The following is a 23,644-nucleotide window of genomic DNA, read 5'->3' as shown; positions in this document are numbered from 1 at the left end:
TCAGATGACGAAGCGCGCTGCGCGCGCGGGCCACCCGCCCTGCGCTGCTCGGCGCTCCAGATGCGCCCTCGCCCCTACCCGCCCAGCCCCCCGCCCCCGTGCGGCCTCGCTGGCGCATCGGGACCCCATTCGGGGGCGCGGGCTGGGTTGCCAGCTCTTGGCGCGGGGTGGGGTGTGTGGGGGCCACCGCAGGTCGGCACCTGTGCTGCGCGGCGGGCGGGGCCTGGTGGGGGCGATTTTGGGCTCGGCGAGGAGCGCAGCGACGAGGTCGGCACGCGCAGCGTGCTTCGTGAACTGACTCGCGGTGGCTGTTCGAGCGCAGTGAGCGCAGCGAACGTAGCGAGTTCCGCCGCGCGACCTCGTCGTGAGCACCGCAGCGCAGTCGGCCCGCAGGGCCGACCGAGACCGCATGAGCCCCTGCCGGGCCCCGCCCGCCGCGCAGCGCCGCAGATTGCAGCGCTTCGCTGAAGCACCCACGGAGCACCGTCACAACCCCACCATCAGCGCAGCTCACAGCCACACCTCACACCCCATGCGGCATCACCGCAAACACGCTGGTCTGCGACACGGGCAGCGGATCCACCACCCGCGTTTCCAGCCAGAAGCGCATCAACAGGTTCTGCGCCACCTGCATGCGGTACTCGGCGCTGGCGCGCATGTCGGTCAGGGGCTTGAAGTCCTGCAGCAGCGCGGCCTGGGCGGCCTGCACGGTGGCCTCGGTCCAGGGTTGGCCCAGCACCGCGGCTTCGGCCGCGGCGGCGCGCTTGACGACCCCGGCCATGCCGCCGAAGGCCAGGCGCACACTGCGCACGGTGTCGCCGTCCAGCTCGATCGAAAAGCCGCCGCACAGCGCCGAGATGTCGCAGTCGAAGCGCTTGCTGATCTTGTAGGCCCGCACCGTGCGGTCGAAGGCCGCGCCCGGCACCAGCAGCGCCTGCATGAATTCGCCCGGCTCCAGCCGGTTCTTCATGTAGTCGATGTAGAACTCGGGCAGCGGCATCTGGCGCACGCGCTCGCCCTGGCGCAGCTCGATCTGCGCGTCCAGCGCCATCAGCATCGGCGGCGAATCGCCGATCGGCGAGCCGTTGGCCACGTTGCCGCCCAGCGTGCCGGCATGGCGGATGGGCGGCGACGCAAAGCGCAGCCACAGGTCCGTCAGCGCAGGCAGGCGCCTGGCCAGTGCGGCATAGGCTTCTTCCAGCGATGCACCGGCGCCGATGCGCAGGCCGCCGTCGGCCAGCGTTTCTATCGTTTTGAGCGCGGCCACGTTGCCCACGTAGATCAGGTCGCCCACGTCGCGGAACTGCTTGCTCACCCACAGGCCGATGTCGGTGCTGCCGGCCAGCAGCGTGGCCTTGGGGTGCCGCACGCGCAGCGCGGCCAGCTCGTCCAGCGTGGTGGGCGCATGCAGCGTGGCAGCGGGCTCGCCGGGGCGGGCGCCCTGGTAGTTCAGCGAGCCGGCCTGCAGGGCCTGCAGCGCGGCCACCACCGGCGCCGCATCCAGCCGCGCGGCGGGCAGGTCGAACATGCGCTGGCCGGCGTCGATGATGGGCCGGTAGCCGGTGCAACGGCACAGGTTGCCCGACAGGTCGTCGGCCAGCTGCTGGCGCGTGGGCTGGGTGCCGGCCGCCTGGTGGTGCTCATAGGTGGACCACAGCGACATCACGAAACCCGGGGTGCAGAAGCCGCATTGCGAGCCGTGGCACTCCACCAGCGCCTGCTGCACGGGGTGCAGCTGGCCGGCGCACTGGGGCTTCAGGTCTTCCACCGTGAACAGCGCCTTGCCGTGCAGCGTGGGCACGAACTGGATGCACGAGTTGACCGTCTGCAGCTGCAGCTGGCCGGCGGCGTCCAGCTCGCCCACCACCACGGTGCAGGCACCACAGTCGCCTTCGTTGCAACCTTCCTTGGTGCCGGTGCAGTGGGCGTCCTCGCGCAGCCAGTCGAGCACGCTGCGGGTGGGATGCACGCCGCTCACGTCGACGATGCGGCCCCGGTGATAGAAGCGCACGGGTTGTGTTGTCATGGGGTGGGAAGTTACTCGCTGCAGGGCAGCCCGTGAATACGATAGCCCTCATAGCACCTATCGAGCCAGCCATATGACGCAGCGCGCCGAGTTCGACAAGATCGAGCTGTACCTGATCAGAGTCCTCCACACCGTGATCGTCGAACGCAGCGTCTCCCGTGCTGCCCTGCGCCTGCAGAGCACCCAACCCGCCGTCAGCGCCCAGCTGAAGCGGCTGCGTGAGCTCACCGGCGATCCGCTGCTGGTGCGGGCCGGCAACGGCATGACGCCCACCGCCACCGCGCTGCAGCTGGTGGGGCCGGCGGCCAGCCTGCTGCAGGCGGCCGATGCCTTGTTCAGCCCACGGCTGCGCGGCGCCTCGTTCGACCCGCAGACCACCACCGCCACCTTCCGCATCGCCGCCAGCGATTACCTGGACCCTACGTTCCTGCCCGAGCTGGTGGCCCATGTGCACCAGGCCGCGCCCGGCGCCCGCATCGAGCTGCTGGCCCTGTCACGCGACTTCGACTACCGCCGTGGCCTGGCCGACGGCGAGGTGGACCTGGTGATCGGCAACTGGCTGCGCCCGCCCGAAGAGCTGCACCTGGGCCGGCTGATGACCGACGAGATCGTGTGCCTGGTGGCCGAGGGCCACCCGGTGGTGCGCCTGGCCGAAGGCGCAGGCAAGGGCTGGACGGTGGACAAGTACCTGGGCTGCGAGCACGTGGCTCCTTCGCCGCTGAGCCCGGGCGCGCTGGGCGTGATCGAGGAGCACCTCACGTCCCTGGGGCTCAAGCGCAACCTGGTGGTGCGCAGCGCCCACTTCAGCCTCATTCCGCTGATGGTGGCCCGCAGCGCGCTGGTGCTCACCACCGGGCGCCAGTTCTGCTCGCGCTACGCCGGCGCGCTGCCGGTGCGCATCGTGCGCTGCCCGGCACCGTTTCCGCCTCTCACCTACTACCAGCTGTGGCACGACCTGACGCATGCCTCGCCCTCGATGCGCTGGCTGCGCGAGCAGGTGCGCGAGGTGGCCCGCCGGCTGGCACTGCATTGACAATCCGCCCCCCCAACCGAATCCGCCGATGACCCCGACCGAAGCTCCGCCCCACCGACTGGCCCTGCGTGGTGACCTGCTCGACTTCACCGCCACGCCCGAGTGGGGCGCGGTGCACAGCCCGGCCGTGCGCTGGCGGCCCGACCACTGGCTGCTGGTGGAGGACGGCCGCATCACCGGCGCCCAGCCGGCCGATGCGCCGCTGCCCGGCGAAGGCTGGGAGCGGCACGACCACCGCGGCCGGCTGGTCCTGCCGGGCTTCATCGACACCCATGTGCACAGCCCGCAGCTGGACGTGATCGGCAGCTACGGCACCGAGCTGCTGGACTGGCTGAACACCTACACCTTTCCGGCCGAGAGCCGCTACGCCCAGGCCGCCGAGAGCGAGGCCGGCGCCGCCCGCTTCGTGCAGGCGCTGCTGGCGCACGGCACCACCACGGCGGTGGTGTTTCCCACGGTGCACAAGATCAGCGCCGAGCTGCTGATGGCAGAGGCCCACCGCCGCGGCATGCGGCTGATCACCGGCAAGGTGCTGATGGACCGCAACGCCCCCGACAACCTGCGCGACGACGTGGTGCAGGCCGAGCGCGACTGCGTGGAGCTGATCGAACGCTGGCACGGCCGCGGCCGGCTGGCCTATGCGGTGACGGTGCGCTTTGCGCCCACCAGCACGCCCGAGCAGCTGGCCATGGCCGGCGCGCTGTGCGCCGCCTACCCCGGCTTGTACATGCAGACCCACGTCGCCGAGAACCGCGAGGAAGTGGCCTGGGTGCAGCAGCTGTTCCCCGAGGCGCGCAGCTACCTGGACGTGTACCTGCGCGCCGGCCTGATGAACGAGCGCAGCGTGCTGGCCCACGGCATCTGGCTCGACGCCGAAGACCGCGCCGTGCTGCGCGACACCGGCGCCCAGGTGGCGCACAGCCCCAGCTCCAACCTGTTCCTGGGCAGCGGCCTGTTCGACTGGCGCGCCACCGAAGAGGCCGGCGGCCAGGTGTCACTGGCCAGCGATGTGGGCGGCGGCACCAGCCTGTCGATGATGCGCACCGTGCTGGACGCCTACAAGATCCAGGCGCTGCAGGGCCAGCGCCTGACCGGCTGGAAGGCGCTGCATGCCGCCACGCTGGGCGCCGCGCAGGCGCTGCGGCTGGACCATGAGATCGGCTCCTTCGAGCCCGGCCGCCTGGCCGATGTGTGCGTGTGGGACTGGGCCGCCGACCCGGTGGCCGAACGGCGCATGGCCGTGGTGCAGAGCCTGCACGAGCAGCTGTTCGCCTGGTTCACGCTGGCCGACGACCGCAACCTGGCCGCCGCCTACGTGCAGGGCGTGCCGCAGTTCAGCCGCACCCCCCCGGTGGGCTGACCGGGCGGCACCGCGCGTGCCGCCGACCTGCATTCCAGAAGACAAAGCCAACCACAAACCGGCCCCGAGGCCGGAGGAGACAAGCCATGTTCGAACGATTGTTCCGCCTGCAGGAGCACGGCACCACCGTGCGCACCGAGCTGGTGGCCGGGCTGACCACCTTCCTGACGATGGCCTACATCATCTTCGTCAACCCGGCCATCCTGGGCGACGCCGGCATGCCCAAGGGCGCGGTGTTCGTGGCCACCTGCCTGATCGCCGCGCTGGGCTCGGTGGTGATGGGCCTGTATGCCAACTACCCCATCGCACTGGCGCCGGGCATGGGCCTGAACGCCTACTTCGCCTACGTGGTGGTCATGCACATGGGCTTCACCTGGCAGGCGGCGCTGGGGGCGGTGTTCATCTCCGGGTGCCTGTTCTTCCTGGTCACGGTGTTCCGGCTGCGGGAGATCATCATCCGCGCCATACCGCCGGCGCTGCGCATCGGCATCACGGTGGGCATCGGGCTGTTCCTGGCCATCATCGCGCTCAAGAGCGCGGGGCTGGTGGCGCCTTCCAAGGCCACCTACGTGACGCTGGGCAACCTGCACACGCCCTCGGTGGTGCTGGCCACGCTGGGCTTCTTCGCCATCGTGGTGCTGGACAAGCTGAAGGTGCCGGGGGCCATCCTGGTCGGCATGCTGGGCGTCACGGCGGCCTCGTTCTTCTTCGGCGGCAACCAGTTCCAGGGCGTGTTCTCGGCGCCGCCGTCCATCGCGCCCACCTTCCTGCAGCTGGACATCGCCGGTGCGCTCAAGGGCGGCATCCTGAACGTGATCCTGGTGTTCTTCCTGGTGGAGCTGTTCGACGCCACCGGCACGCTGATGGGCGTGGCCAAGCGGGCCGGGCTGCTGGTGCCGGGCAAGATGGACCGGATGAACAAGGCGCTGATGGCTGACAGCGCCGCCATCTTCGCCGGCTCGCTGCTGGGCACCTCCAGCACCACCGCCTACGTGGAAAGCGCCGCCGGGGTGCAGGCCGGCGGCCGCACCGGGCTCACGGCGCTGACGGTGGCCGGCTTGTTCCTGGCCTGCCTGTTCATCTCGCCGCTGGCGGGCGCCGTGCCGGCCTACGCCACCGCCCCGGCGCTGTTCTTCGTGGCCTGTTTAATGCTACGGGAGATCACCGAACTGGACTGGGACGAGACCACCGACGTGATCCCGGCCGCGGTGACGGCGCTGATGATGCCGTTCACCTATTCCATCGCACACGGGCTGGCTTTCGGTTTCATCACCTACGCGGTGTTGAAATTGCTCACCGGCCGCGGGCGCGGCGTGCATTGGATGGTCTGGGTCATCGGGTGTATTTTCCTTTTCAAGTACATCACCATCGGCAGCGAGTGAATGAATGAACGAACACCGGAGGGGGGCGGCATGCTGAGGCTGGAGCTGGTCCGCATCAGCAAGCAGTACCCGGCCGTCAAGGCCAACGACAACGTCAGCCTGCGCGTCAAGCCGGGTGAAATCCATGCCGTGCTGGGCGAAAACGGCGCCGGCAAGAGCACCCTGATGAAGATCATCTACGGCGCGGTGCGCCCGGATGAGGGCGAGGTGCGCTGGAACGGCCAGCCGGTGAACATCCGCAACCCGCAGGAAGCGCGGGCGCTGGGCATCAGCATGGTGTTCCAACACTTCTCGCTGTTCGACACCCTCACCGCCGCCGAGAACGTGTGGCTGGGCCTGGACAAGAGCATGACGCTGGCCGAGGTGACCGGCCGCATCCGCCAGGTGTCGCAGGCCTACGGCCTGGAGGTCGACCCGCTGCGGCCGGTGCACAGCCTGTCGGTGGGTGAACGCCAGCGCGTCGAGATCGTGCGCGCTCTGCTCACCGACCCCAAGCTGCTGATCCTGGACGAGCCCACCTCGGTGCTCACGCCGCAGGCGGTGCAAAAGCTGTTCGTCACGCTGCGCAAGCTGTCGGCCGATGGCTGCAGCATCCTCTACATCAGCCACAAGCTCGACGAGATCCGCGCGCTGTGCCACCACTGCACCGTGCTGCGCGGCGGCAAGGTGACGGGCGAGGTGGATCCGTCCACCGAGACCAACGCCGGCCTGTCGCGGCTGATGATCGGCGCCGAGCCGCCGCAGCTCAAGCATGTGCAGTCCACGCCTGGCGCGGTGGCGCTGGCGCTGAAGAACCTGTCGCTGGCCAAGCAGTCGCCCTTCGGCACTACGCTGGCCGACATCGCGCTGGATGTGCGCGCGGGCGAGATCGTCGGCGTGGCCGGCGTCTCGGGCAACGGCCAGCAGGAGCTGATGGCCGCGCTGAGCGGTGAAGACCGCCGCGCCGCCAGCGGTGCCATCACCCTTTTCGGGCAGGACATCGCCGGCGCCAGCCCGGCGCGGCGGCGGGCGCTGGGCCTGCACTTCGTGCCGGAAGAGCGGCTGGGCCGCGGCGCGGTGCCCACGCTCAGCCTGGCGCAGAACACGCTGCTCACCCGCACCGAGGCGGTGGGCGCCAGCGGCTGGATCAAGGTGGGCCGCGTGCAGCAGCTGGCGGCCGACCTGATCAACCGTTACAACGTCAAGGCCGGCGGCCCGGGCGCGGCGGCCAAGTCGCTGTCGGGCGGCAACCTGCAGAAGTTCATCGTCGGCCGCGAGATCGATGCCAAGCCCAAGGTGTTCATCGTCTCGCAGCCCACCTGGGGCGTGGACGTGGGTGCCGCGGCGCAGATCCGTGCCGCGCTGCTGAAGCTGCGCGACGAGGGCTGCGCGCTGCTGGTGGTCAGCGAAGAGCTGGACGAGCTGTTCGAGGTGAGCGACCGGCTGGTGGTCATCGCGCAGGGGCGGCTGTCGCCCAGCGTGCCGGTGGCCGAAGCGACGATCGAGACGATCGGGGAATGGATGTCGGGCCTGTGGCCCGGTGCGGCGGCGCGGCCGGCTGCGGAGGTGGAACATGCTCAAGCTTGAGGCGCGCCCTCAGCCTTCCAAGGTGATGTCGCTCGGCTCGCCGCTGATCGCGCTGGCGCTTACGGTGGTGCTGGCCAGCCTGCTCTTCATCGCGCTGGGCAAGGACCCGGTGCGCGGCCTGTCCATCTTCTTCGTCGAGCCGCTGAACGGCCTGCGCGCCACCGCCGAGGTGCTGCTCAAGGCCACGCCGCTGATGCTGTGCGCGCTGGGCCTGGCGGTGTGCTACCGGGCCAACGTGTGGAACATCGGCGCCGAAGGCCAGTTCCTGCTGGGCGCCATCACCGGCGGCGGCGTGGCGCTGTGGCTCACCAGCCAGGGCATCACCGGCGCCCGCGGGCTCTACTCGCCGCTGGTGCTGCTGGCCGGCGTGGTGGGCGGCGCGGCCTGGGCGGCGGTCACGGCCGTGCTGCGCGACCGCTTCAACGCCAGCGAGATCCTGGTGAGCCTGATGCTGGTGTACGTGGCCCAGCAGTTCCTCAACTTCCTGGTGTTCGGGCCCTGGAAAGACCCGATGGGCTTCAACTTCCCGCAGACCAAGACCTTCGATGCCAGCACCTGGCTGCCGCAGCTGCTGCCCGGCACCCGGTTGCACTGGGGCATCGTCGTCGCGCTGGTGATGGTGGCGGTGTTCTGGGTCTTCCTGTTCCGGCTGTACCGCGGCTACCAGCTGCAGGTGGGCGGCCTGGCGCCGGCGGCGGCGCGCTACGCGGGCTTTTCGGCCCGCAAGTCGCTGTGGACGGCGCTGCTGATCTCCGGCGGCATGGCCGGCCTGGCCGGCGCGATGGAAGCCGCCGGCCCGCTGCGCCAGCTGACGCCGCACGTGTCCACCGGCTACGGCTTCACCGCCATCATCGTGTGCTTCGTGGGCCGGCTGCACCCGGTGGGCATCGTGCTGTCCAGCGTGCTGCTGTCGATGATGCTGATCGGCGGTGAGCTGGGCCAGTCGCGCCTGGGCCTGCCCAATGCGCTCACCGGCGTGTTCCAGGGCTCGCTGCTGTTCCTGCTGCTGGCCTGCGACACGCTGATCACCTACCGCGTCAAGTGGCGCTCGGCGCCGCGCGCCGTGGCCCCCACGGCCGCCCCTGCCGCCGCGCAACTGAAGGAGGTGCAGTCGTGAACGAGATCGCCCTGCTGATCGCGGCCACGCTGGCCTCGGGCACGCCGCTGGCGGTGGCCGGCCTCGGCCTGCTGCTCAACGAAAAGGCCGGCGTGCTGAACCTGGGTGCCGAAGGCATGATGCTGGTGGCCGCCATCGCCGGCTTCGCCACCGCGCTGGCCACCGGCAGCGACGTGCTGGCCTTCGCGGCCGGTGCCGGCGCCGGGGCGCTGATGGCGGCGGTGTTCGCGCTGCTGGTCATCGGCCTCAACACCAACCAGTACGCCACCGGCCTGGCGCTCAGCCTGTTCGGCGGCGGCTTCTCGGCCTTCGTGGGCGTGAGCTTCGTCGGCAAGAAGCTGGAAGACCGCGTGCCCTTCGAGGTGCCGGGCCTGGCCGACATCCCCTTCATCGGCCCCGCCTTCTTCAAGCAGCACTGGATGGTGTACGTGGCCATCGCGCTGGTGCTGGCGATGTCGTGGTTCCTCTACCGCAGCCGTGCCGGCCTGGTGCTGCGCGCGGTGGGTGAATCGCCCGAGTCGGCGCATGCGCTGGGCTACCCGGTGCGGCTGATCCGCTTCGGCGCGGTGCTGGCCGGTGGCGCGCTGTGCGGCGTGGCCGGCGCCTTCCTGTCGGTGGTGTACGCGCCGTTGTGGGTGGAGGGCCTGGTGGCCGGCCGCGGCTGGATCGCGCTGGCGCTCACCACCTTCGCCACCTGGCGGCCGGCGCGGGTCTTGCTTGGCGCTTACCTGTTCGGCGGCGTCACCATGCTGCAGTTTGCGCTGCAGGGCGCCGGCGTCGAGGTCTCCAGCCAGCTGCTGTCGATGCTGCCCTACCTGGCCACCATCGTCGTGCTGGCCCTGATCTCGCGCAACCCGCTGTGGATCCGCATCAACATGCCGGCCTCGCTCGGCAAGCCGTTCCATCCGGGCGCCTAACATCGGCGTTTCCACGTGTTTCCTGATTCCTCCGAGGAGCCAACATGACTGTTATGAGCAAGCGCAACCTGCTGAAGTGGGCTGCGCTGTCGTCCGTGGCCGCGGCCGCGCTGGTGGGTTGCGGCAAGAAGGAAGAACCGGCCGCGCCGGCCGCTTCCCCCGAGCCCGCCTCGGCGCCTGCTGCCGCCGCCGCACCCGAGCCGCTGAAGGCCGCCTGGGTGTACGTCGGCCCCGTGGGCGACGCCGGCTGGACGTTCGCCCATGACCAGGGCCGCAAGGAAGTCGAGGCCGAGTTCGGCGACAAGGTCAAGACCACCTTCGTCGAGAAGGTGCCCGAAGGCGCCGACGCCGAGCGCGTGATCCGCGACCTGGCCACCCAGGGCAACAAGATCATCTTCGCCACGTCCTTCGGTTACATGGAGCCCATGCTGAAGGTGGCCTCCGAGTTCCCGGACGTCAAGTTCGAGCACGCCACCGGCTACAAGACCGCGCCGAACATGCGCATCTACGATGCCAAGTTCTTCGAGGACGCCTACCTGGCCGGCATCATCGCGGGCACGATGAGCAAGACGGGCACCATCGGCTTCGTCGGCTCCTTCCCCATTCCCGAGGTGCTGCGCAACATCAACGCCTACACCCTGGGCGCGCAGAGCGTGAACCCGAAGATCAAGACCAAGGTGGTCTGGGTCAGCACCTGGTTCGACCCGCCGAAGGAAGGCGAAGCCGCGCAAAGCCTGATCAACGGCGGCGCCGACGTGCTGCTGCAGAACACCGACTCCTCGGCCGTGCTGCAGACCGCCGAGAAGAACGGCAAGTACGCCTTCGGCTGGGACAGCGACATGAGCGCCTTCGCGCCCAAGGCCCACCTGGGCTCGGCCGTGGCGCTGTGGGGCGGCTACTACAAGAAGGCCATCAAGGAAGTGATGGACGGCACCTGGAAGACCGAGCGCACCGTCTGGGGCGTCAAGGAAGGCCAGAACGACCTGATCAAGATCGCCGACGTGGTGCCGGAAGACACCCGCAAGAAGATCGACGAGATCAAGGTCAAGATGAAGGCCGGCGATTTCGAGGTGTTCACCGGCCCAGTGGTCGATGCGTCGGGCAAGGAACGCCTGGCCGCCGGCGCCAAGGCCGACCAGGACTGGAAGGACAAGATCGACTTCTACGTCAAGGGCGTGGAAGGCAAGATTCCGTCGGGCAAGTAAGCCCCCGGCAATGGGCCGCCCGGGCGCCGCAAGGCGGCGGGCGGCCTTTTCCATTCTTCGCGCGGCAGCCGTTTCGCCACCCATGATCGAACACCACCACTACCACCCCGTGCTGCTGGCCAGCGCGCTGGACCAGGCCCGCGCCGACGGCCGCCGCTGCCCGGTGCAGGCCCATCTGCTGGGCACCGACCTGGCGATCTGGCGCGACGATGCCGGCCAGGTGCAGGCCTTCGACGACCGTTGCCCGCACCGCGGCGCCTCGCTGTCGCTGGGCCGCATCGAAGGCAACCGGCTGGAGTGCGCCTACCACGGCTGGCAGTTCGAGCCCGGTGGCCGCTGCACCCATGTGCCGGCGGTGCCCGACTGGCAGCCGCCCGAAGGCCACCGCGCCCGCCGCTACCGCGCCCGCGAGGCGTATGGCCTGGTGTGGGTGGCCTTGCTGCCGGCCGATGGCGCCGAGGCCGAGCCGCCGCTGCCCGATTTCGCGGCCGAGGCCGATGACCAGCTGCGCAAGGTGAACTGCGGCCCGTACGACGTGGAGACGAGTGCGCCGCGCATCGTCGAGAACTTCCTGGACATGGCCCACTTCGGCTATGTGCACGAAGGCTGGCTGGGCGCGCGCGAGCACACCGCCATCGAGCCCTACCGCGTCACCGCCACCGAGCACGGCTTCATCGCCACTGAATGCCGCGCCTGGCAGCCGCAAAGCAGCGTGCAGGCGGCCACCGGCGCGCTGGTGGACTACACCTACGAGGTGAACGCGCCCTACACCGCCATCCTCACCAAGGTGCCCGATGCGGCCACGGTCAAGGTGCAGGGCTTCCGCGAATCGATCGCAATGTTCGTCTGCCCGCTGTCGCCCGAGTGCAGCCGCGTGTGGATCCGCCTGGCGATGCTGGACTGGACCTCCACCGACGAACACTTGCAGGGCTTCCAGCACACCATCTTCATGCAGGACAAGCCTGTGCTCGAATCACAGCGCCCGCGCCTGCTGCCCATCACGCCCGAAGCGCCCGTGACCGAGCTGCACTGCGCGGCCGACCGCGCTTCCACCGCCTACCGCCGCTACCTGAAGGAACGCGGCATCACCTTCGGCATCTGCTGAAGGACCAGGAGACTCCCATGCCCCTCGAACTGGCTTCCCGCCTCGACAAGATCGGCCGCGACGAGCTGCCCCGGCTGCTGCGCGACATGCCCAAGTGCGAGCTGCACATCCACATCGAAGGCTCGCTGGAGCCCGAGCTGATCTTCGCGCTGGCCCAGCGCAACGGCGTGGCCCTGGCCTACCCCAGCGTGGAAGCGCTGCGCGACGCCTATGCCTTCACCGACCTGCAGAGCTTCCTCGACATCTACTACGCCGGTGCCAGCGTGCTGCTGAAGGAGGAAGACTTCTTCGACATGGCGATGGCCTACTTCCGCAAGGCCGCGGCCGACAACGTGGTGCATGCCGAGCTGTTCTTCGACCCGCAGACGCACACCGACCGCGGCGTGCCGTTCAAGACCGTCATCGATGGCCTGACCCGCGCCAGCGAAACCGCGCAGCGCGAGCTGGGCTTGAGCAGCGCGCTGATCCTGTGCTTCCTGCGGCACTTGAGCGAAGAGGCCGCCCTGGCCACGCTGGAAGAGGCGCTGCCCTACCGCGACCAGTTCATCGGCGTGGGCCTGGACAGCAGCGAGCGCGGCCACCCGCCCGAGAAGTTCGCGCGCGTGTTCGCGCGCTGCCGCGAGCTGGGCCTGCACCTGGTGGCGCACGCGGGCGAAGAAGGCCCGGCCGAGTACATCGAGACGGCGCTGGACCTTCTGAAGGTGGAGCGCATCGACCACGGCGTGCGCTGCGTGGAAAAGCCCGCGCTGGTGGAGCGCCTGGCCGCCGAACAAGTGCCGCTGACGGTGTGCCCGCTGTCCAACATCAAGCTGTGCGTGTTCAGCAGCATGGACCAGCACAACATCGGCGCGCTGCTGGAAGCCGGCCTGAAGGTCACGGTCAACTCCGACGACCCGGCCTACTTCGGCGGCTACATGAACGAGAACTTCGACGCGGTGTTCAACGGGCTGCCGCAACTGGGGCCGCGCCATGCGTACCAATTGGCGTTGAACAGCATCGAGGCGAGCTTTGCTTCTGACGAGGCCAAGTCCGCGTGGGTGGAGAAGCTGGATCGGGTGTTTGCGGACGCGGGTTGATGTTGGCCTTGGGTGTGAACTGAAAACACCCTGGGTGGGTTGTGTGCTGGTTTGCTCCGGGCCGTGCGGGCGGGCCCGGGGCCTTAGCTTCCGCGGTCCGCGCACAGCGCGGACTGCCCTGTGTGCCCAGCATGGGCACGATCTTCGAGGTGAAAGTCCTCGCGCGAGCGGACCACCGTGAGCGAAGTGAAGTGCAACTGCGTGAGGGTGACCGAGCGTGGGGAGGAAGCATGTAGCGATGGCCGCGAGCCGATGAACAAGAACCGCATAGGAGGCGCCGTGGAGCGAGGCGAGCCGGCAGGGAACGGCGAAGCCTTGGTGGTCAAGGCGAAGCGGCGTAGATGCGGCGGTTGTGCGGTCGAAGGATCGTGTTCTTACCTGGGGAGATCTCGCCTCGTGCCTGAAAGGGCGACGGCCTATGCCGGAGCGAGAAGTCAGCAGATGCCGTAGTAGCGGCGCGGTGAGCGCGGTGAAGGGCTGAACGAGACGGAGGGCTGCAAGGCGTGGCGCTTGGAAGTGCAAGGCATCAGACGTGTGCGAGGCCGACAGGCCGGGCACGGCGGCGCGGGGCGAGTGGCGGTGAAGCCGCGGCGAGCGCGCGCAGCGATGAAGCACGGCCGGCGCGCTGCGATCTGACGGGCCCGGGGGCCGACGACCTGCTGGGGCAGGCGCTGGCCAGAGCGAACATGGCCGCGGCGTGGAAACGCATCAAGGCCAACAAGGGAGGCGCTGGCGTCGATGGACGCACGGTGCAGGACACGGCGGTGTGGCTGCAGGGCGCGTGGCCCGCCATCCGGCAGAGCGTGCTCGACGGCAGTTACCGCCCCAGCGCGGTACGGCGGGTGAGCATCCCGAAGCCGGGCGGTGGTGAGCGCGAACTGGGCATACCGACCGTGGTCGACAGGTTGATCCAGCAGGCGCTGCTGCAGGTACTGCAGCCGCTGATCGACCCCTGCTTCAGCGAGCACAGCCACGGCTTCAGGCCGGGGCGCAGCGCGCATGGGGCGGTGGTCGAGGCCAAGCGGTACGTGCAGGAAGGCTACGACGTCGTGGTGGATGTGGACCTGGAGAAGTTCTTCGACCGGGTCGATCACGACATCGTGATGCACAGGCTGAGTCTGCACGTTGCGGACAAGCGGGTGCTGCGGCTCATCCGGCGGTATCTGCAGGCACCGACGATGGTAGCGGGGGTGGTCAGCCCGCGGACGCAGGGCACGCCGCAAGGCGGGCCACTGAGCCCGTTGCTGGCCAACGTGCTGCTGGACGAAGTGGATCGAGAGCTGGAACGCAGGGGCCATCGGTTCGTGCGTTATGCCGACGACTGCAATGTCTACGTCAAGAGCCGAAAGGCTGGCGAGCGGGTACTGCAAGGGCTGCGCAAGCACTACGCGCGGCTGGCACTGAAGGTCAACGAGGCCAAGACGGCCGTGGGCGAAGTCTGGGGACGCAAGTTCCTGGGCTACTGCCTGTGGCAAGACCCGACCGAGCGAGGCCGGCGGGTGGATGACGGTGTGCGCATCGGGGTGGCCCGGCCGGTACTGGCGCAGCTGCGTCAGCATCTGCGCGGACTCACGCGGCGGCACAGCGGCTGCAGCCTGGAGCATGTGGCGCAGGGCTTGAGGGAATATCTGCAGGGCTGGAAGGCGTACTTCCGGCTGGCGCAGACCCCGCGGGTGTTTGCGGCCATGGACCAATGGCTGCGGCACCGGTTGCGTGCCATCCAGTTCAAGCAGTGGAAGAACGTCGCTACCGTGTACCGCGAAATGCGGCGGCTGGGCGCGACTCACCCACAGGCTGCGGCTGCGGCGGCACACACCGGTCGCTGGTGGCGAGGCAGCCACCACTGTTTGAACAACGTCCTGACCATCGCCTACTTCGACCGGCTGGGCGTGCCGCGCTTGGCATGACCTGATCCTCCCAAGCCGCCCACCTCAACGTCCCGAACCGCCCGGTGCGGACCCGCATGCCGGGTGGTGTGGGAGGGGTCGGCCCCACTGGGGCCGCCCCTATCCCGATGCGCTACTCGGGTGGGCGGCCCGCGGCAGAACTCGCTACGTTCGCTGACGCTCACTGCGCTCGGACAACTGCCGCGCGACCTCGCTGCGAGCACCGCAGCGGAGTCGGCGAAGCCGACCGCCCCAGCATGAGCCCCGCCGAACCCCGCCCACCGTACGGCGGCCGAACAAAAACAGAACCTGGGGCCAAGGCACGCAGCCGAATCCAACCGCTGTCGCTGTCGCCCGCAGCACACCAGCCTCAGGCACCAGCGGGCGTGCGGCCCCCGTGGCTCGCCTTGGGCCGCAGCAGCACCACGATCAGGCTCATCACGCCCGCGGTGCCGGCGATCAGCAGCGCGCCCGCGCCCCAGGTGAGCCAGGCCACCAGGCCGGCCGAATCGCCGATCCAGCCGATGGCGGCCTGCGCCATGTCCAGCGCCAGCCCCAGCAGGCGTTGCCAGCCGGGGATCCACTGCTCGATGACCTCGGGGTAGGGCACCTGTTCGATCAGGGGCCGCGCGTCCTGCGCCCAGCCGGCGCCGTGCAGGAGCAGGGCATGCAGGCCCCAGGCCGTCAGCGACCACAGGCCCAGCAGCACGGCGGCGATGATCCAGATGGCGGTGTGCATGGCGGTGTTCCTTAAAATGCCGGGCTTCGGCCAGCTGGGCGTGCCACCGCCCGGCTGGCTTTCTTCATTTTGTGGCCATGTCGAGGACAACCATGTTCAAAAACCTCGCTCGGGCGTTGCTGCGCCCGGCGCAGCTTTCATCCCTTCGCCCAGCGCAGCGTGCCCGGCGCGCTTCCTCCCTGCTCATCGCCGCGACCGCCTGCAGCCTGTTGGCCGCCACCGGCGCCACCGGCGCCACCGCCCAACCCGCCACGGCCCCGCTGAAGATCGGCTTCGTCTACGTCACGCCCATCGGCAGCGCCGGCTGGACCTACCAGCATGAGCAGGCCCGCCAGGCAATGGTCAAGGCGCTGGGCCCGCAGGTGCAGACCACCGTCGTCGAATCGGTGGCCGAAGGCCCCGACTCGGAGCGGGTGATGCGCGACATGGTGGCCCAGGGCCATCGCCTGATCTTCGCCACCAGCTTCGGCTACCTGGACCCCGCGCTGCGGGTGGCGGCCGATGCGCCCGAGGTGCGCTTCGAGCATGCCGGCGGCTACAAGCGCGCGGCCAACCTGGCCACCTACAACGCCCGGTTCTATGAAGGCCGCTGGCTGGCCGGCTACCTGGCCGGGCGCAGCAGCAAGACCGGCGTGGCCGGCTTCGTGGCCGGCTTTCCGGTGCCGGAAGTGGTGCAGGGCATCAACGCCTTCACGCTGGGCATGCGGGCGGCCAACCCCAAGGCCACCGTGCGCGTGGTGTGGCTGAACACCTGGTTCGACCCGCCGCGTGAGCGCGAGGCGGCACTGTCGCTGGTCAATGCCGGGGCCGATGTGCTCACCAACCACAGCGGCTCACCCGCGGTGCCGCAGCTGGCTGAAGAAAAAGGCGTGCGCCTGCTGGCCTACCAGAGCGACATGCGGGCCTTCGCGCCCAAGGCCCAGCTGGCGGCGGTGACGGCCGACTGGAGCGCCTACTACGTGCAGCAGGCCAAGGCCGTGCTGGCGGGCAACTGGCAATCGGGAGCCACCTGGGGCGGCATGCAGGCGGGCATGGTGCGGCTGTCGGCCATTGACCCGGCGCTGCCACCGGCCGTGACCAAAGACCTGGCCCAGCGCCAGCAGGCGCTGATGGCCGGCAAGCTGCAGCCCTTTGCCGGTCCGCTGAAAGACCAGGCCGGCCAGCTGCGCCAGCCTGCGGGCGGCGCGCTGCCTGATGCGGCCATCGCCTCCATGGATTGGTTCGTCGAAGGCGTGGTCGGGTCCGTGCCCGGCCGTTGATCAGAGATCGAGCGCCTGCGCCAGCCGCGCGGCCTGAGGGCCGAAGGCATAGGCGTCCATGCCCAGCGCGCCGAAGGTCACCGAGTCGTGCAGCCGCAGCGGCGCCGCCTCGGGGCCGCCTGCGCCGGCGGCCACGTACCAGGGCAGCAGGTGCTCGTCAGTGGGGTGCATCAGCGCCGCATGCGGCGCCTGGGCGCGGTAGTCCAGCAGCGCCGGCCAGTCGCGGGCGCTGGCGCGCGACTGCATCCAGGTGCGGAAGGCAGCGCTTTCCGGGATCTCGGCGTCGTCGCCACGCGGAGTGCCGTTGAAGCGGCCCAGCAGCCGCAGGTTGTGCGTGATGCTGCCAGTGCCCAGCACCCACACGCCTTCGGCCGCCAGCGGCGCCAGCGCCTGCCCCAGCGCGAACTGCTGCGCCGGGCTCTGGCTGGGCACATAGGCCAGCGGCAGCACCGGCACGTCGGCCTGCGGAAAGATCGAGCGCAGCGGCGTCCAGATGCCGTGGTCCAGGCCGCCTTCCGGCAGCCGGTGCGCGGCGATGCCGGCTTGCGCCAGCAGGGCCTGCGCCCGTTCGGCCAGGGCCGGCGCGCCCGGTGCGTCGTAGCGCAGCCGGTACAGCGCGTCGGGGAAGCCGCCGAAGTCGTAGATGGCCTCGTGGCGCGGGGCGGCCAGCAGCACCGGCTCGCGCGTCAGCGAGTGGGCCGACACCGCCAGCACCGCCTTCGGGCGGCCGAAGCTGGCCACCAGGGCCTGGCCCAGCCGCTGCCAGAAGGCGCCGGCCGCGCCGGGCTCCAGCGCCGTCATCGGCGAGCCGTGCGAGACGAACAGCGGGGGCAGCGGGGTGGTTTCGGTGCTCATGGCCGTCATTTCAGCAGCCGCCCGCCGCCGCCGGGTTCTGGCGGTTTGCATGCGGCGTTGCAGCAGATGCAAGGCCGAGCCCGGGCTGTCGAAAACGCGCCGGCTTGATCGTCATGGCGGTACCACCCCGACCGGAGACGCCCCATGACCCTGCCCACCGACCTGGTGCCCGCCGCCGAGCTGGCGGCGCGCTCGCCCAGCCGCTTTCCCAACGAGAGCGCCGACTACCGCCGCGCCCGCACGGCGCTGCTGGCTGAAGAGATCGAGCTGCGCCGCCACATCGAGCGCGTGGCCGCGCAGCGGCGCGCACTGCCGCCCGGGGGCGCCGTGCCGGAGGACTACGTCTTCGAGGGCGAGCAAGGCCCGGTGCGGCTGTCGCAGCTGTTCGGCCGCCACGACACGCTGATCACCTACCACTGGATGTTCGGCCCGCAGCGCGAACAGCCCTGCCCGATGTGCACCTCGCTGCTCAGCGCGCTGGACGGCGAGGCGCCCGACCTGATGCAGCGCGTCGGCCTGGCCGTGATCGCCCGCTCGCCGGTGGCGCGCATGGCGGACTTCGCGCGCCAGCGTGGCTGGCGCCACCTGCCGCTGGTCTCGGCGGGCGGCAACCGCTTCAGCCAGCACTATGCGCACGAGGCGCCCGAGGGCGGCGACAACGCGGCGATCAACGTCTTCGTGCGCGACGCGGCCGGTGCCGTCCGCCACTTCTGGGCCGCGGAGATGGGGTTCGAGACCGCCGACCCCGGGCAGGACCCGCGCGATGCACCCGACCTGATGCCGCTGTGGAACCTGCTGGATCTGACGCCCGGCGGCCGCGGCACCGACTGGTACCCGCAGCTGAGCTACGACCGGCCCGGCGGCTGCTGCGGCGGCTGAACGCGCAAAGCCCGCGCGCCGCGCCGGCCGTCCGGCCCTGCTACCGTGCGGGCCATGACTGCAACTTCCTTCGCCCCTTCGGCCTGGCGCCTGGCCTGGCGGCAGACCGTGCGTGACTTCCGCGCCGGCGAGCTGCGGCTGCTGGTGGTGGCCGTGATGCTGGCGGTGGCCGCGCTCACCGCCGTCGGCTTCTTCGCCAACCGGCTCAACACCGGCCTGGAACGTGATGCGGCCCAGCTGCTGGGTGGCGACGCCGTGGTGGCCAGCGACAAGCCCACGCCCGACGCCCTGGTGGCCGACGCGCAGGCGCGCGGCCTGCGCATCACCCGCAGCGCGGTGTTTCCCAGCATGGGCCGCGCGCCCGACGAACGCGGCGGCGCCAGCCGGCTGGTGGCGGTGAAGGCGGTGGACAGCAGCTACCCGCTGCGCGGCCGGCTGCGCACGCAGACCACGGCCGGCGGCCCCGAGGAAGCGGCCACCGGCGGCCCCGCGCCGGGCACCGTGTGGGTGGATGCGGCGGTGCTCGAATCGCTGGGCCTGAAGCTGGGCGATGCGCTGCTGCTGGGCGATGCCTCGCTGCGCATCGACCGCATCATCACCATCGAGCCCGACCGCGGCGCCGGCTTCATCAGCTTCGCGCCGCGGGTGATGCTGGCCTTGTCCGACCTGCCGGCCACCGGCCTCATCCAGCCGGCCAGCCGCGTGACCTACCGGCTGGCGGTGGCGGCGCCGGGCAACAGCCTGGCCGAGGTGGGCCGATACGTGAACGACGTCAAGCAGCGCATCGAGCGCGACGCGCTGCGCGGCGTGGACGTGGAATCGCTGGAAAACGGCAGCCCGCAGATGCGCCGCACGCTGGACCGCGGCGAGAAGTTCCTCAACCTGGTGGCGCTGCTGGCGGCGCTGCTGGCCGCGGTGGCGGTGGCCATCGCCGCGCGCGACTTCGCCAACCGCCACCTGGACGACTGCGCGATGCTGCGGGTGCTGGGCCAGCCCCAGCGCTCCATCGCACTGTCGTACGGGCTGGAGTTCGGCCTGGTGGGCGTGGCGGCCAGCCTGCTGGGCGTGGCCATCGGCTTCGGCGTGCACCATGTGTTCATCTGGCTGCTGGCCGGCCTGGTGCAGACCGAGCTGCCGCCGCCCGGCGTGTGGCCGGCCTTCTTCGGCCTGGGCGTGGGGCTGACGCTGCTGCTGGGCTTCGGCCTGCCGCCGGTGCTGCAGCTGGCTCGGGTGCCGCCGCTGCGCGTCATCCGGCGCGACGTGGGCACGCTCAAGGCGTCGTCGCTGCTGGTGCTGGCCGCCGGCACGCTGGGGTTTGCGGGCCTGCTGCTGGCGGTGTCGTCCGACCTCAAGCTGGGCCTGATCGCGGTCGGCGGCTTCGCGGCCGCGGTGCTGGTGTTCGCCGCGCTGTCGTGGGTGGCGGTGCAGGTGCTGCGCCGCGCGGTGCCCGAGTCGCGGGCGCCACGCTGGCTGGTGCTGGCCACGCGGCAGATCGCCGCCCGGCCGGCGTTCGCGGTGCTGCAGGTCTCGTCGCTGTCGGTGGGGCTGCTGGCGCTGGCGCTGCTGGTGCTGCTGCGCACCGACCTGATCGACAGCTGGCGCGCGGCCACGCCGCCCAATGCGCCCAACCGCTTCGTCATCAACCTGCAGCCCGACCAGGCCGATGCCTTTCAGGGCGCGCTCAAGCAGGCGGGCGTGGAGCGCTACGACTGGTTTCCGATGATCCGCGGCCGTCTGGTGGCCATCAACGGCAAGCCGGTGACGCCCGAAAGCTACGCCGACGGCCGTGCGCGCCGGCTGGTGGACCGTGAGTTCAACCTCAGCCACGACGCGAAGTTGCCCGAGCAGAACCAGGTGATCGCCGGCCGCTGGACGCCCGACGAGCCCGATGCGGTGAGCGTGGAAAGCGGCCTGGCCGAGACGCTGGGCCTGAAGCTGGGCGACCGCATGCGCTTCGACATCGGCGGCACGCTGCGTGAGGGCCGCATCACCAGCCTGCGCAAGCTGGACTTCGCGTCGATGCGGGTCAACTTCTTCGTGATGTTTCCGCTGGCGCAGATGGACGACGTGGGCACCACCTACATTAGCGCCTTTCGCGCGCCCGACCAGCCGGGCTTCGACAACCAGCTCTCGCGCGACTTTCCCAACATCACCAATGTGAACGTGGCGGCTTCGCTGGCCCAGGTGCAGGGCGTGCTGGACCAGGTGATCCGCGCGGTGGAGTTCCTGTTCGGCTTCACGCTGGCGGCGGGCCTGGTGGTGCTGTTCGCGGCCATCACCGCCACGCGCGAGGCGCGCTCGCGCGAGTTCGCGATCATGCGGGCGATGGGCGCCGGCCGCACCCTGCTGGCGCGGGTGCAGCGCACCGAGCTGCTGGGCGTGGGCGCCCTGGCCGGGCTGCTGGCTTCCAGCGCGGCGATGGGCGTGGGCTGGGCTCTGGCGCGCTACGCCTTCGAGTTCAGCTGGACGGCGCCCTGGTGGGTGCCGCTGGCCGGCACGGTGGCCGGCGCGCTGCTGGCGCTGGCGGCCGGCTGGTGGGGGCTGCGGGAGGTGTTGCGCCGGCCGGTGGTCGAAACCCTGCGCAGGGCGCAAGCCTAGTCAGGGGGAGGCGGCTGCGGTTCGTCGCCCGCAGCCGCACTTCGTCGCAATCCGGTGGTGGTGCCGGGGGCTGCTGCCTAGAGTTCACTCCATCGCAACGCCCCACACGCACCGGAGTCCACCATGAACCAGCCACGCCTCTTCAGCCAAGTCGCCGCCCTCGCCCTGTCGGCCGTGTTCACGCTCGGCATGCTGGCCGGTGTCAACGGCCTGGCGCACAGCGAGCATGCCGCCAACGACGCGCAGCTGCTGGTGCAGCAGCAGGCCGCTTCGGCGCCGCGCGGCTGAGCTGCTGCGAGCCCAAAGCAAAAGGCCGGCAATCGCCGGCCTTTCTGTTTTCCTGAAGTCCGCTTCAAGCTGGCTGCAGCCGGAAGGTCCCGACCACGTTGGCCAGCGTGCTGGCCTGCTGGCGCAGGTTCTCGGCGGCGGCGGTGGATTGCTCCACCAGCGCGGCGTTTTGCTGCGTCATCTGGTCCAGCTGGCTCACCGCGCCGTTCACCTGGCCGATGCCCAGCGTCTGCTCGCTGGCCGCGGCGGTGATCTCGGCAATCGCAGTGCTCACGCGCTGCACGCCTTCCACCACCTCGTCCATCGTGCGGCCGGCGTCCTGCACCAGGCGGGCGCCGGCTTCCACGCGGTCGGCACTGGTGCCGATCAGCCGCTTGATCTCGCGCGCCGCCTCCGCGCTGCGCTGGGCCAGCGTGCGCACCTCGCCGGCCACCACGGCAAAGCCGCGGCCCTGTTCGCCGGCACGGGCGGCTTCCACCGCGGCGTTCAGCGCCAGGATGTTGGTCTGGAAGGCGATGCCGTCGATGGTGCCGGTGATGTCGGCGATCAGCTTGGAACTGCTGCTGATCTCTTCCATCGTCGAGATGACCTGCGACACCACCTCACCGCCGCGCTGCGCCACGGCCGCGGCCGAGGTCGCCAGCTCGTTGGCCATGCTTGCCGAGGCCGAGGACTGCGCCACGGTGCCCGTCAACTGCTCCATCGAAGAGGCGGTCTGCTGCAGGCTGCTGGCCGCCTGTTCGGTGCGGCGGCTCAGGTCTTCGTTGCCGCTGGCGATCTCGTTGGACGCCACCGCCAGCGAATCGGCCGACTGCCGCACCTGCGACACCAGCGTGCGCAGCGAGCCGCACATCTCGGCCAGCGCGGCATTCACCTCGCCGATCTCGTCGCGCCGGTGATGCGGGTCGATCTGCACCGCCAGGTCGCCCTGGCCGATGCGGCGCGTCACCGCCACCACCTCGGACAGCGGCCGGCGGATGGCGCGGACGATGGCGCCGGTACAGGCGGCCAGCAACAGCACCATCACCACCATCACGCCGGTCACCGTCCACACGGTGCGCATGCGCTCGGCCGCCACTTCGTCGCGCACCTCACCGGCACGCCGGTGCTGCAGGCTCACGAAGGCCTGCTGCGCTTCCAGGTAGGAAGCCACCGCCGGCTGCACTTTGTCCTTGAGGGCGGCCAGGGCAGCGTCGGCCTTGCCGTCGCTGCGCAGGGCCGCGGCCTGCTTGCGCTGGTCGAGATAGGCCTGGCGCCGCGCGGCCACGTCGGCCAGCAGCGCCTTTTCTTCGGGTTCGGTTGCCAGCGTCTCCATGCGCTTTTGCAGCTCGCTGATGCGCGCGGAGGTCGCGTCCATCTGCGGTTTCAGCGCCGCCGGCACTTGCGGATCGGCGCTGACCAGGCTGGCCACCACGCGGGTGGCGTTGGCTTCGGTCAGGCCGGCCCAGCGCAGTGAGAGCTCGAGCTTTTCCTCGCGCACCGATTGTTGGCTGGCCGATTCGGCCAGCAGCGCCCGGGTGCGCACCACGGAAAGCGTGGACATGGCGGCCACCACCGCCGCGAGCGCGACGGTGGGCAGCCAGAGTTTCTGGGTCAGGGTGAGCTGCATCACTGCGTCTACCGGGGTCAGAACGTGGCTTCGTCCATCAGGCCCATTTCGGCACTGCTCATCAGGGCCTCGATGTCCATCAGGATCAGCATGCGGTCAGCCACGCTGCCGATGCCGGTGATGTAGCTGGTGTCGATCTGGCCCGAGCTCAGCTCCGGCGCCGGCTTGATGGTGTCGGGGGCCAGTTCCAGCACGTCGGACACGGAGTCGACCACCGCGCCCACCACGCGGCCACGCACGTTCAGCACGATGACCACGGTGAAGGTGTTGTACTCGGCCGAGTCGCAACCCAGCTTCAGGCGCAGGTCGACGATGGGCACGATGACGCCGCGCAGGTTGACCACGCCCTTGATGAAGCCGGGGGCGTTGGCGATGCGGGTCGGCTGCTCGTACGAGCGGATTTCCTGCACGCGCAGGATGTCGATGCCGTACTCCTCCGCGCCGAGGCGGAAGGTGAGGAACTCGCCGCCAGGGGCGCCGCCGCGCGACTTGGCGTTCTGAACTGCCCGTTGGGCTTCGTGGCGGGCCACTTCGGTGGCGTCGGTGATCATGTCCATGGAGGCGTCCTTGCTCTGGTTGGGTCGCTGCGGTGAATATCGGCGTGCGTCCGGCGCACTGAAGCCGGGGGTTCGCCCGGTACGGCAGGGGCCATCTCCGGGTACAGAGGCAGCTTCGGCCGCTTTGGCGGGAGCTTGAGCGCCCTGCGCGCCGACCCTTTGCACGGGCCCCGCCAGCGTGCGCAGT

The 23,644-nt window shown here is 70.3% G+C and carries 19 protein-coding genes; 14 read left to right on the top strand and 5 right to left on the bottom strand.

Annotated features, from left to right (window positions below; translation table 11 throughout):
* Positions 1-523 precede the first annotated feature (523 nt).
* Positions 524-2,026 (bottom strand): xanthine dehydrogenase small subunit, encoded by a 1,503-nt coding sequence (xdhA, locus tag MW290_RS06450; RefSeq protein ID WP_250196433.1) that lies wholly within the window; start codon positions 2,024-2,026, stop codon positions 524-526.
* Between the two features lie 73 nt (positions 2,027-2,099).
* On the opposite strand from xdhA, the gene MW290_RS06445 reads away from it, so the two are divergent.
* The 10 genes from MW290_RS06445 to ltrA all read left to right on the top strand — a co-directional run bounded on the left by MW290_RS06445 (position 2,100) and on the right by ltrA (position 14,694).
* On the top strand, positions 2,100-3,059 hold the full coding sequence (locus MW290_RS06445) for a LysR family transcriptional regulator (RefSeq protein ID WP_250196432.1): 960 nt from the start codon (positions 2,100-2,102) through the stop codon (positions 3,057-3,059).
* A gap of 28 nt (positions 3,060-3,087) precedes the next feature.
* Complete coding sequence (gene guaD / locus MW290_RS06440) at positions 3,088-4,419, top strand: guanine deaminase (RefSeq protein ID WP_250196431.1); 1,332 nt, start codon at positions 3,088-3,090, stop codon at positions 4,417-4,419.
* Between the two features lie 86 nt (positions 4,420-4,505).
* The gene (locus MW290_RS06435) at positions 4,506-5,801 is read left to right on the top strand and encodes an NCS2 family permease (protein WP_250196430.1); all 1,296 of its coding nucleotides are present in this window, start codon (positions 4,506-4,508) and stop codon (positions 5,799-5,801) included.
* Positions 5,802-5,831: 30 nt separating this feature from the next.
* Entirely contained in the window at positions 5,832-7,367 is a 1,536-nt protein-coding gene (locus MW290_RS06430; RefSeq protein ID WP_250196429.1) for an ABC transporter ATP-binding protein, read from the top strand.
* Positions 7,354-8,484 carry an ABC transporter permease gene (locus MW290_RS06425; protein WP_250196428.1) on the top strand — a complete coding sequence of 377 codons (1,131 nt, stop codon included), beginning with the start codon at positions 7,354-7,356 and terminating at the stop codon, positions 8,482-8,484. The genes MW290_RS06430 and MW290_RS06425 overlap by 14 nt, the downstream gene beginning before the upstream one ends.
* Positions 8,481-9,401, top strand: a complete 921-nt coding sequence (locus MW290_RS06420) for an ABC transporter permease (RefSeq protein WP_250196427.1) — start codon at positions 8,481-8,483, stop codon at positions 9,399-9,401. The genes MW290_RS06425 and MW290_RS06420 overlap by 4 nt, the downstream gene beginning before the upstream one ends.
* Before the next feature lie 44 nt (positions 9,402-9,445).
* Entirely contained in the window at positions 9,446-10,606 is a 1,161-nt protein-coding gene (locus MW290_RS06415; RefSeq protein WP_250196426.1) for a BMP family ABC transporter substrate-binding protein, read from the top strand.
* A gap of 82 nt (positions 10,607-10,688) precedes the next feature.
* On the top strand, positions 10,689-11,711 hold the full coding sequence (locus MW290_RS06410) for a Rieske 2Fe-2S domain-containing protein (RefSeq protein WP_250196425.1): 1,023 nt from the start codon (positions 10,689-10,691) through the stop codon (positions 11,709-11,711).
* A gap of 17 nt (positions 11,712-11,728) precedes the next feature.
* Positions 11,729-12,787, top strand: a complete 1,059-nt coding sequence (locus MW290_RS06405; protein WP_250196424.1) for an adenosine deaminase — start codon at positions 11,729-11,731, stop codon at positions 12,785-12,787.
* A 686-nt stretch (positions 12,788-13,473) separates the two neighbouring features.
* Positions 13,474-14,694, top strand: coding sequence for a group II intron reverse transcriptase/maturase (gene ltrA / locus MW290_RS06400; protein ID WP_375142818.1), 1,221 nt, complete (start codon positions 13,474-13,476; stop codon positions 14,692-14,694).
* Between the two features lie 349 nt (positions 14,695-15,043).
* Here ltrA and MW290_RS06395 read toward each other — a convergent pair whose 3' ends face one another.
* Positions 15,044-15,412 carry a hypothetical protein gene (locus MW290_RS06395; protein ID WP_250196422.1) on the bottom strand — a complete coding sequence of 123 codons (369 nt, stop codon included), beginning with the start codon at positions 15,410-15,412 and terminating at the stop codon, positions 15,044-15,046.
* Positions 15,413-15,504: 92 nt separating this feature from the next.
* Here MW290_RS06395 and MW290_RS06390 point away from each other — a divergent pair, with 92 nt between their 5' ends.
* Positions 15,505-16,671 carry a BMP family ABC transporter substrate-binding protein gene (locus MW290_RS06390; protein ID WP_250196421.1) on the top strand — a complete coding sequence of 389 codons (1,167 nt, stop codon included), beginning with the start codon at positions 15,505-15,507 and terminating at the stop codon, positions 16,669-16,671.
* Here MW290_RS06390 and MW290_RS06385 read toward each other — a convergent pair whose 3' ends face one another.
* Positions 16,672-17,526 (bottom strand): dioxygenase family protein, encoded by an 855-nt coding sequence (locus MW290_RS06385; protein ID WP_250196420.1) that lies wholly within the window; start codon positions 17,524-17,526, stop codon positions 16,672-16,674. It abuts the gene before it with no gap.
* Between the two features lie 144 nt (positions 17,527-17,670).
* Here MW290_RS06385 and MW290_RS06380 point away from each other — a divergent pair, with 144 nt between their 5' ends.
* From MW290_RS06380 to MW290_RS06370, 3 genes are all read left to right on the top strand, one after another.
* Positions 17,671-18,405, top strand: coding sequence for a DUF899 family protein (locus MW290_RS06380; protein WP_250196419.1), 735 nt, complete (start codon positions 17,671-17,673; stop codon positions 18,403-18,405).
* A gap of 54 nt (positions 18,406-18,459) precedes the next feature.
* Entirely contained in the window at positions 18,460-21,003 is a 2,544-nt protein-coding gene (locus MW290_RS06375) for an ABC transporter permease (RefSeq protein ID WP_250196418.1), read from the top strand.
* Positions 21,004-21,126: 123 nt separating this feature from the next.
* A complete protein-coding gene (locus MW290_RS06370; protein WP_250196417.1) occupies positions 21,127-21,291 on the top strand; it encodes a hypothetical protein in 165 nt (54 codons plus the stop codon).
* 64 nt (positions 21,292-21,355) lie between these two features.
* Here the strand turns inward: MW290_RS06370 and MW290_RS33105 are convergent, their stop codons facing one another.
* Together MW290_RS33105 and MW290_RS06355 are read right to left on the bottom strand one after the other, a co-directional pair.
* Positions 21,356-22,900, bottom strand: a complete 1,545-nt coding sequence (locus MW290_RS33105) for a methyl-accepting chemotaxis protein (protein WP_310740105.1) — start codon at positions 22,898-22,900, stop codon at positions 21,356-21,358.
* A 17-nt stretch (positions 22,901-22,917) separates the two neighbouring features.
* Complete coding sequence (locus tag MW290_RS06355) at positions 22,918-23,457, bottom strand: chemotaxis protein CheW (protein ID WP_250196416.1); 540 nt, start codon at positions 23,455-23,457, stop codon at positions 22,918-22,920.
* Positions 23,458-23,644 lie beyond the last annotated feature (187 nt).

The organism is Aquincola tertiaricarbonis (assembly GCF_023573145.1).
GTDB lineage: Bacteria > Pseudomonadota > Gammaproteobacteria > Burkholderiales > Burkholderiaceae_C > Aquincola > Aquincola tertiaricarbonis_B.
Note: the sequence above shows the minus strand (reverse complement) of the source record. Positions and strands in the feature narration are given on the sequence as shown.

What these genes read in the sequence shown, in the direction of transcription:
- MW290_RS06425 (WP_250196428.1), top strand. Translation starts at nt 7,354, where the DNA reads ATGCTCAAGCTTGAGGCGCGCCCTCAGCCTTCCAAGGTGATGTCGCTC.
- ltrA (WP_375142818.1), top strand. Translation starts at nt 13,474, where the DNA reads ATGGCCGCGGCGTGGAAACGCATCAAGGCCAACAAGGGAGGCGCTGGC.
- MW290_RS06370 (WP_250196417.1), top strand. Translation starts at nt 21,127, where the DNA reads ATGAACCAGCCACGCCTCTTCAGCCAAGTCGCCGCCCTCGCCCTGTCG.
- MW290_RS06375 (WP_250196418.1), top strand. Translation starts at nt 18,460, where the DNA reads ATGACTGCAACTTCCTTCGCCCCTTCGGCCTGGCGCCTGGCCTGGCGG.
- MW290_RS06390 (WP_250196421.1), top strand. Translation starts at nt 15,505, where the DNA reads ATGTTCAAAAACCTCGCTCGGGCGTTGCTGCGCCCGGCGCAGCTTTCA.
- MW290_RS06415 (WP_250196426.1), top strand. Translation starts at nt 9,446, where the DNA reads ATGACTGTTATGAGCAAGCGCAACCTGCTGAAGTGGGCTGCGCTGTCG.
- MW290_RS06430 (WP_250196429.1), top strand. Translation starts at nt 5,832, where the DNA reads ATGCTGAGGCTGGAGCTGGTCCGCATCAGCAAGCAGTACCCGGCCGTC.
- MW290_RS06445 (WP_250196432.1), top strand. Translation starts at nt 2,100, where the DNA reads ATGACGCAGCGCGCCGAGTTCGACAAGATCGAGCTGTACCTGATCAGA.
- MW290_RS06395 (WP_250196422.1), bottom strand. Translation starts at nt 15,412, where the DNA reads ATGCACACCGCCATCTGGATCATCGCCGCCGTGCTGCTGGGCCTGTGG.
- MW290_RS06435 (WP_250196430.1), top strand. Translation starts at nt 4,506, where the DNA reads ATGTTCGAACGATTGTTCCGCCTGCAGGAGCACGGCACCACCGTGCGC.
- MW290_RS06380 (WP_250196419.1), top strand. Translation starts at nt 17,671, where the DNA reads ATGACCCTGCCCACCGACCTGGTGCCCGCCGCCGAGCTGGCGGCGCGC.
- MW290_RS06355 (WP_250196416.1), bottom strand. Translation starts at nt 23,457, where the DNA reads ATGGACATGATCACCGACGCCACCGAAGTGGCCCGCCACGAAGCCCAA.
- xdhA (WP_250196433.1), bottom strand. Translation starts at nt 2,026, where the DNA reads ATGACAACACAACCCGTGCGCTTCTATCACCGGGGCCGCATCGTCGAC.
- MW290_RS06385 (WP_250196420.1), bottom strand. Translation starts at nt 17,526, where the DNA reads ATGAGCACCGAAACCACCCCGCTGCCCCCGCTGTTCGTCTCGCACGGC.
- MW290_RS06405 (WP_250196424.1), top strand. Translation starts at nt 11,729, where the DNA reads ATGCCCCTCGAACTGGCTTCCCGCCTCGACAAGATCGGCCGCGACGAG.
- MW290_RS06410 (WP_250196425.1), top strand. Translation starts at nt 10,689, where the DNA reads ATGATCGAACACCACCACTACCACCCCGTGCTGCTGGCCAGCGCGCTG.
- guaD (WP_250196431.1), top strand. Translation starts at nt 3,088, where the DNA reads ATGACCCCGACCGAAGCTCCGCCCCACCGACTGGCCCTGCGTGGTGAC.
- MW290_RS33105 (WP_310740105.1), bottom strand. Translation starts at nt 22,900, where the DNA reads ATGCAGCTCACCCTGACCCAGAAACTCTGGCTGCCCACCGTCGCGCTC.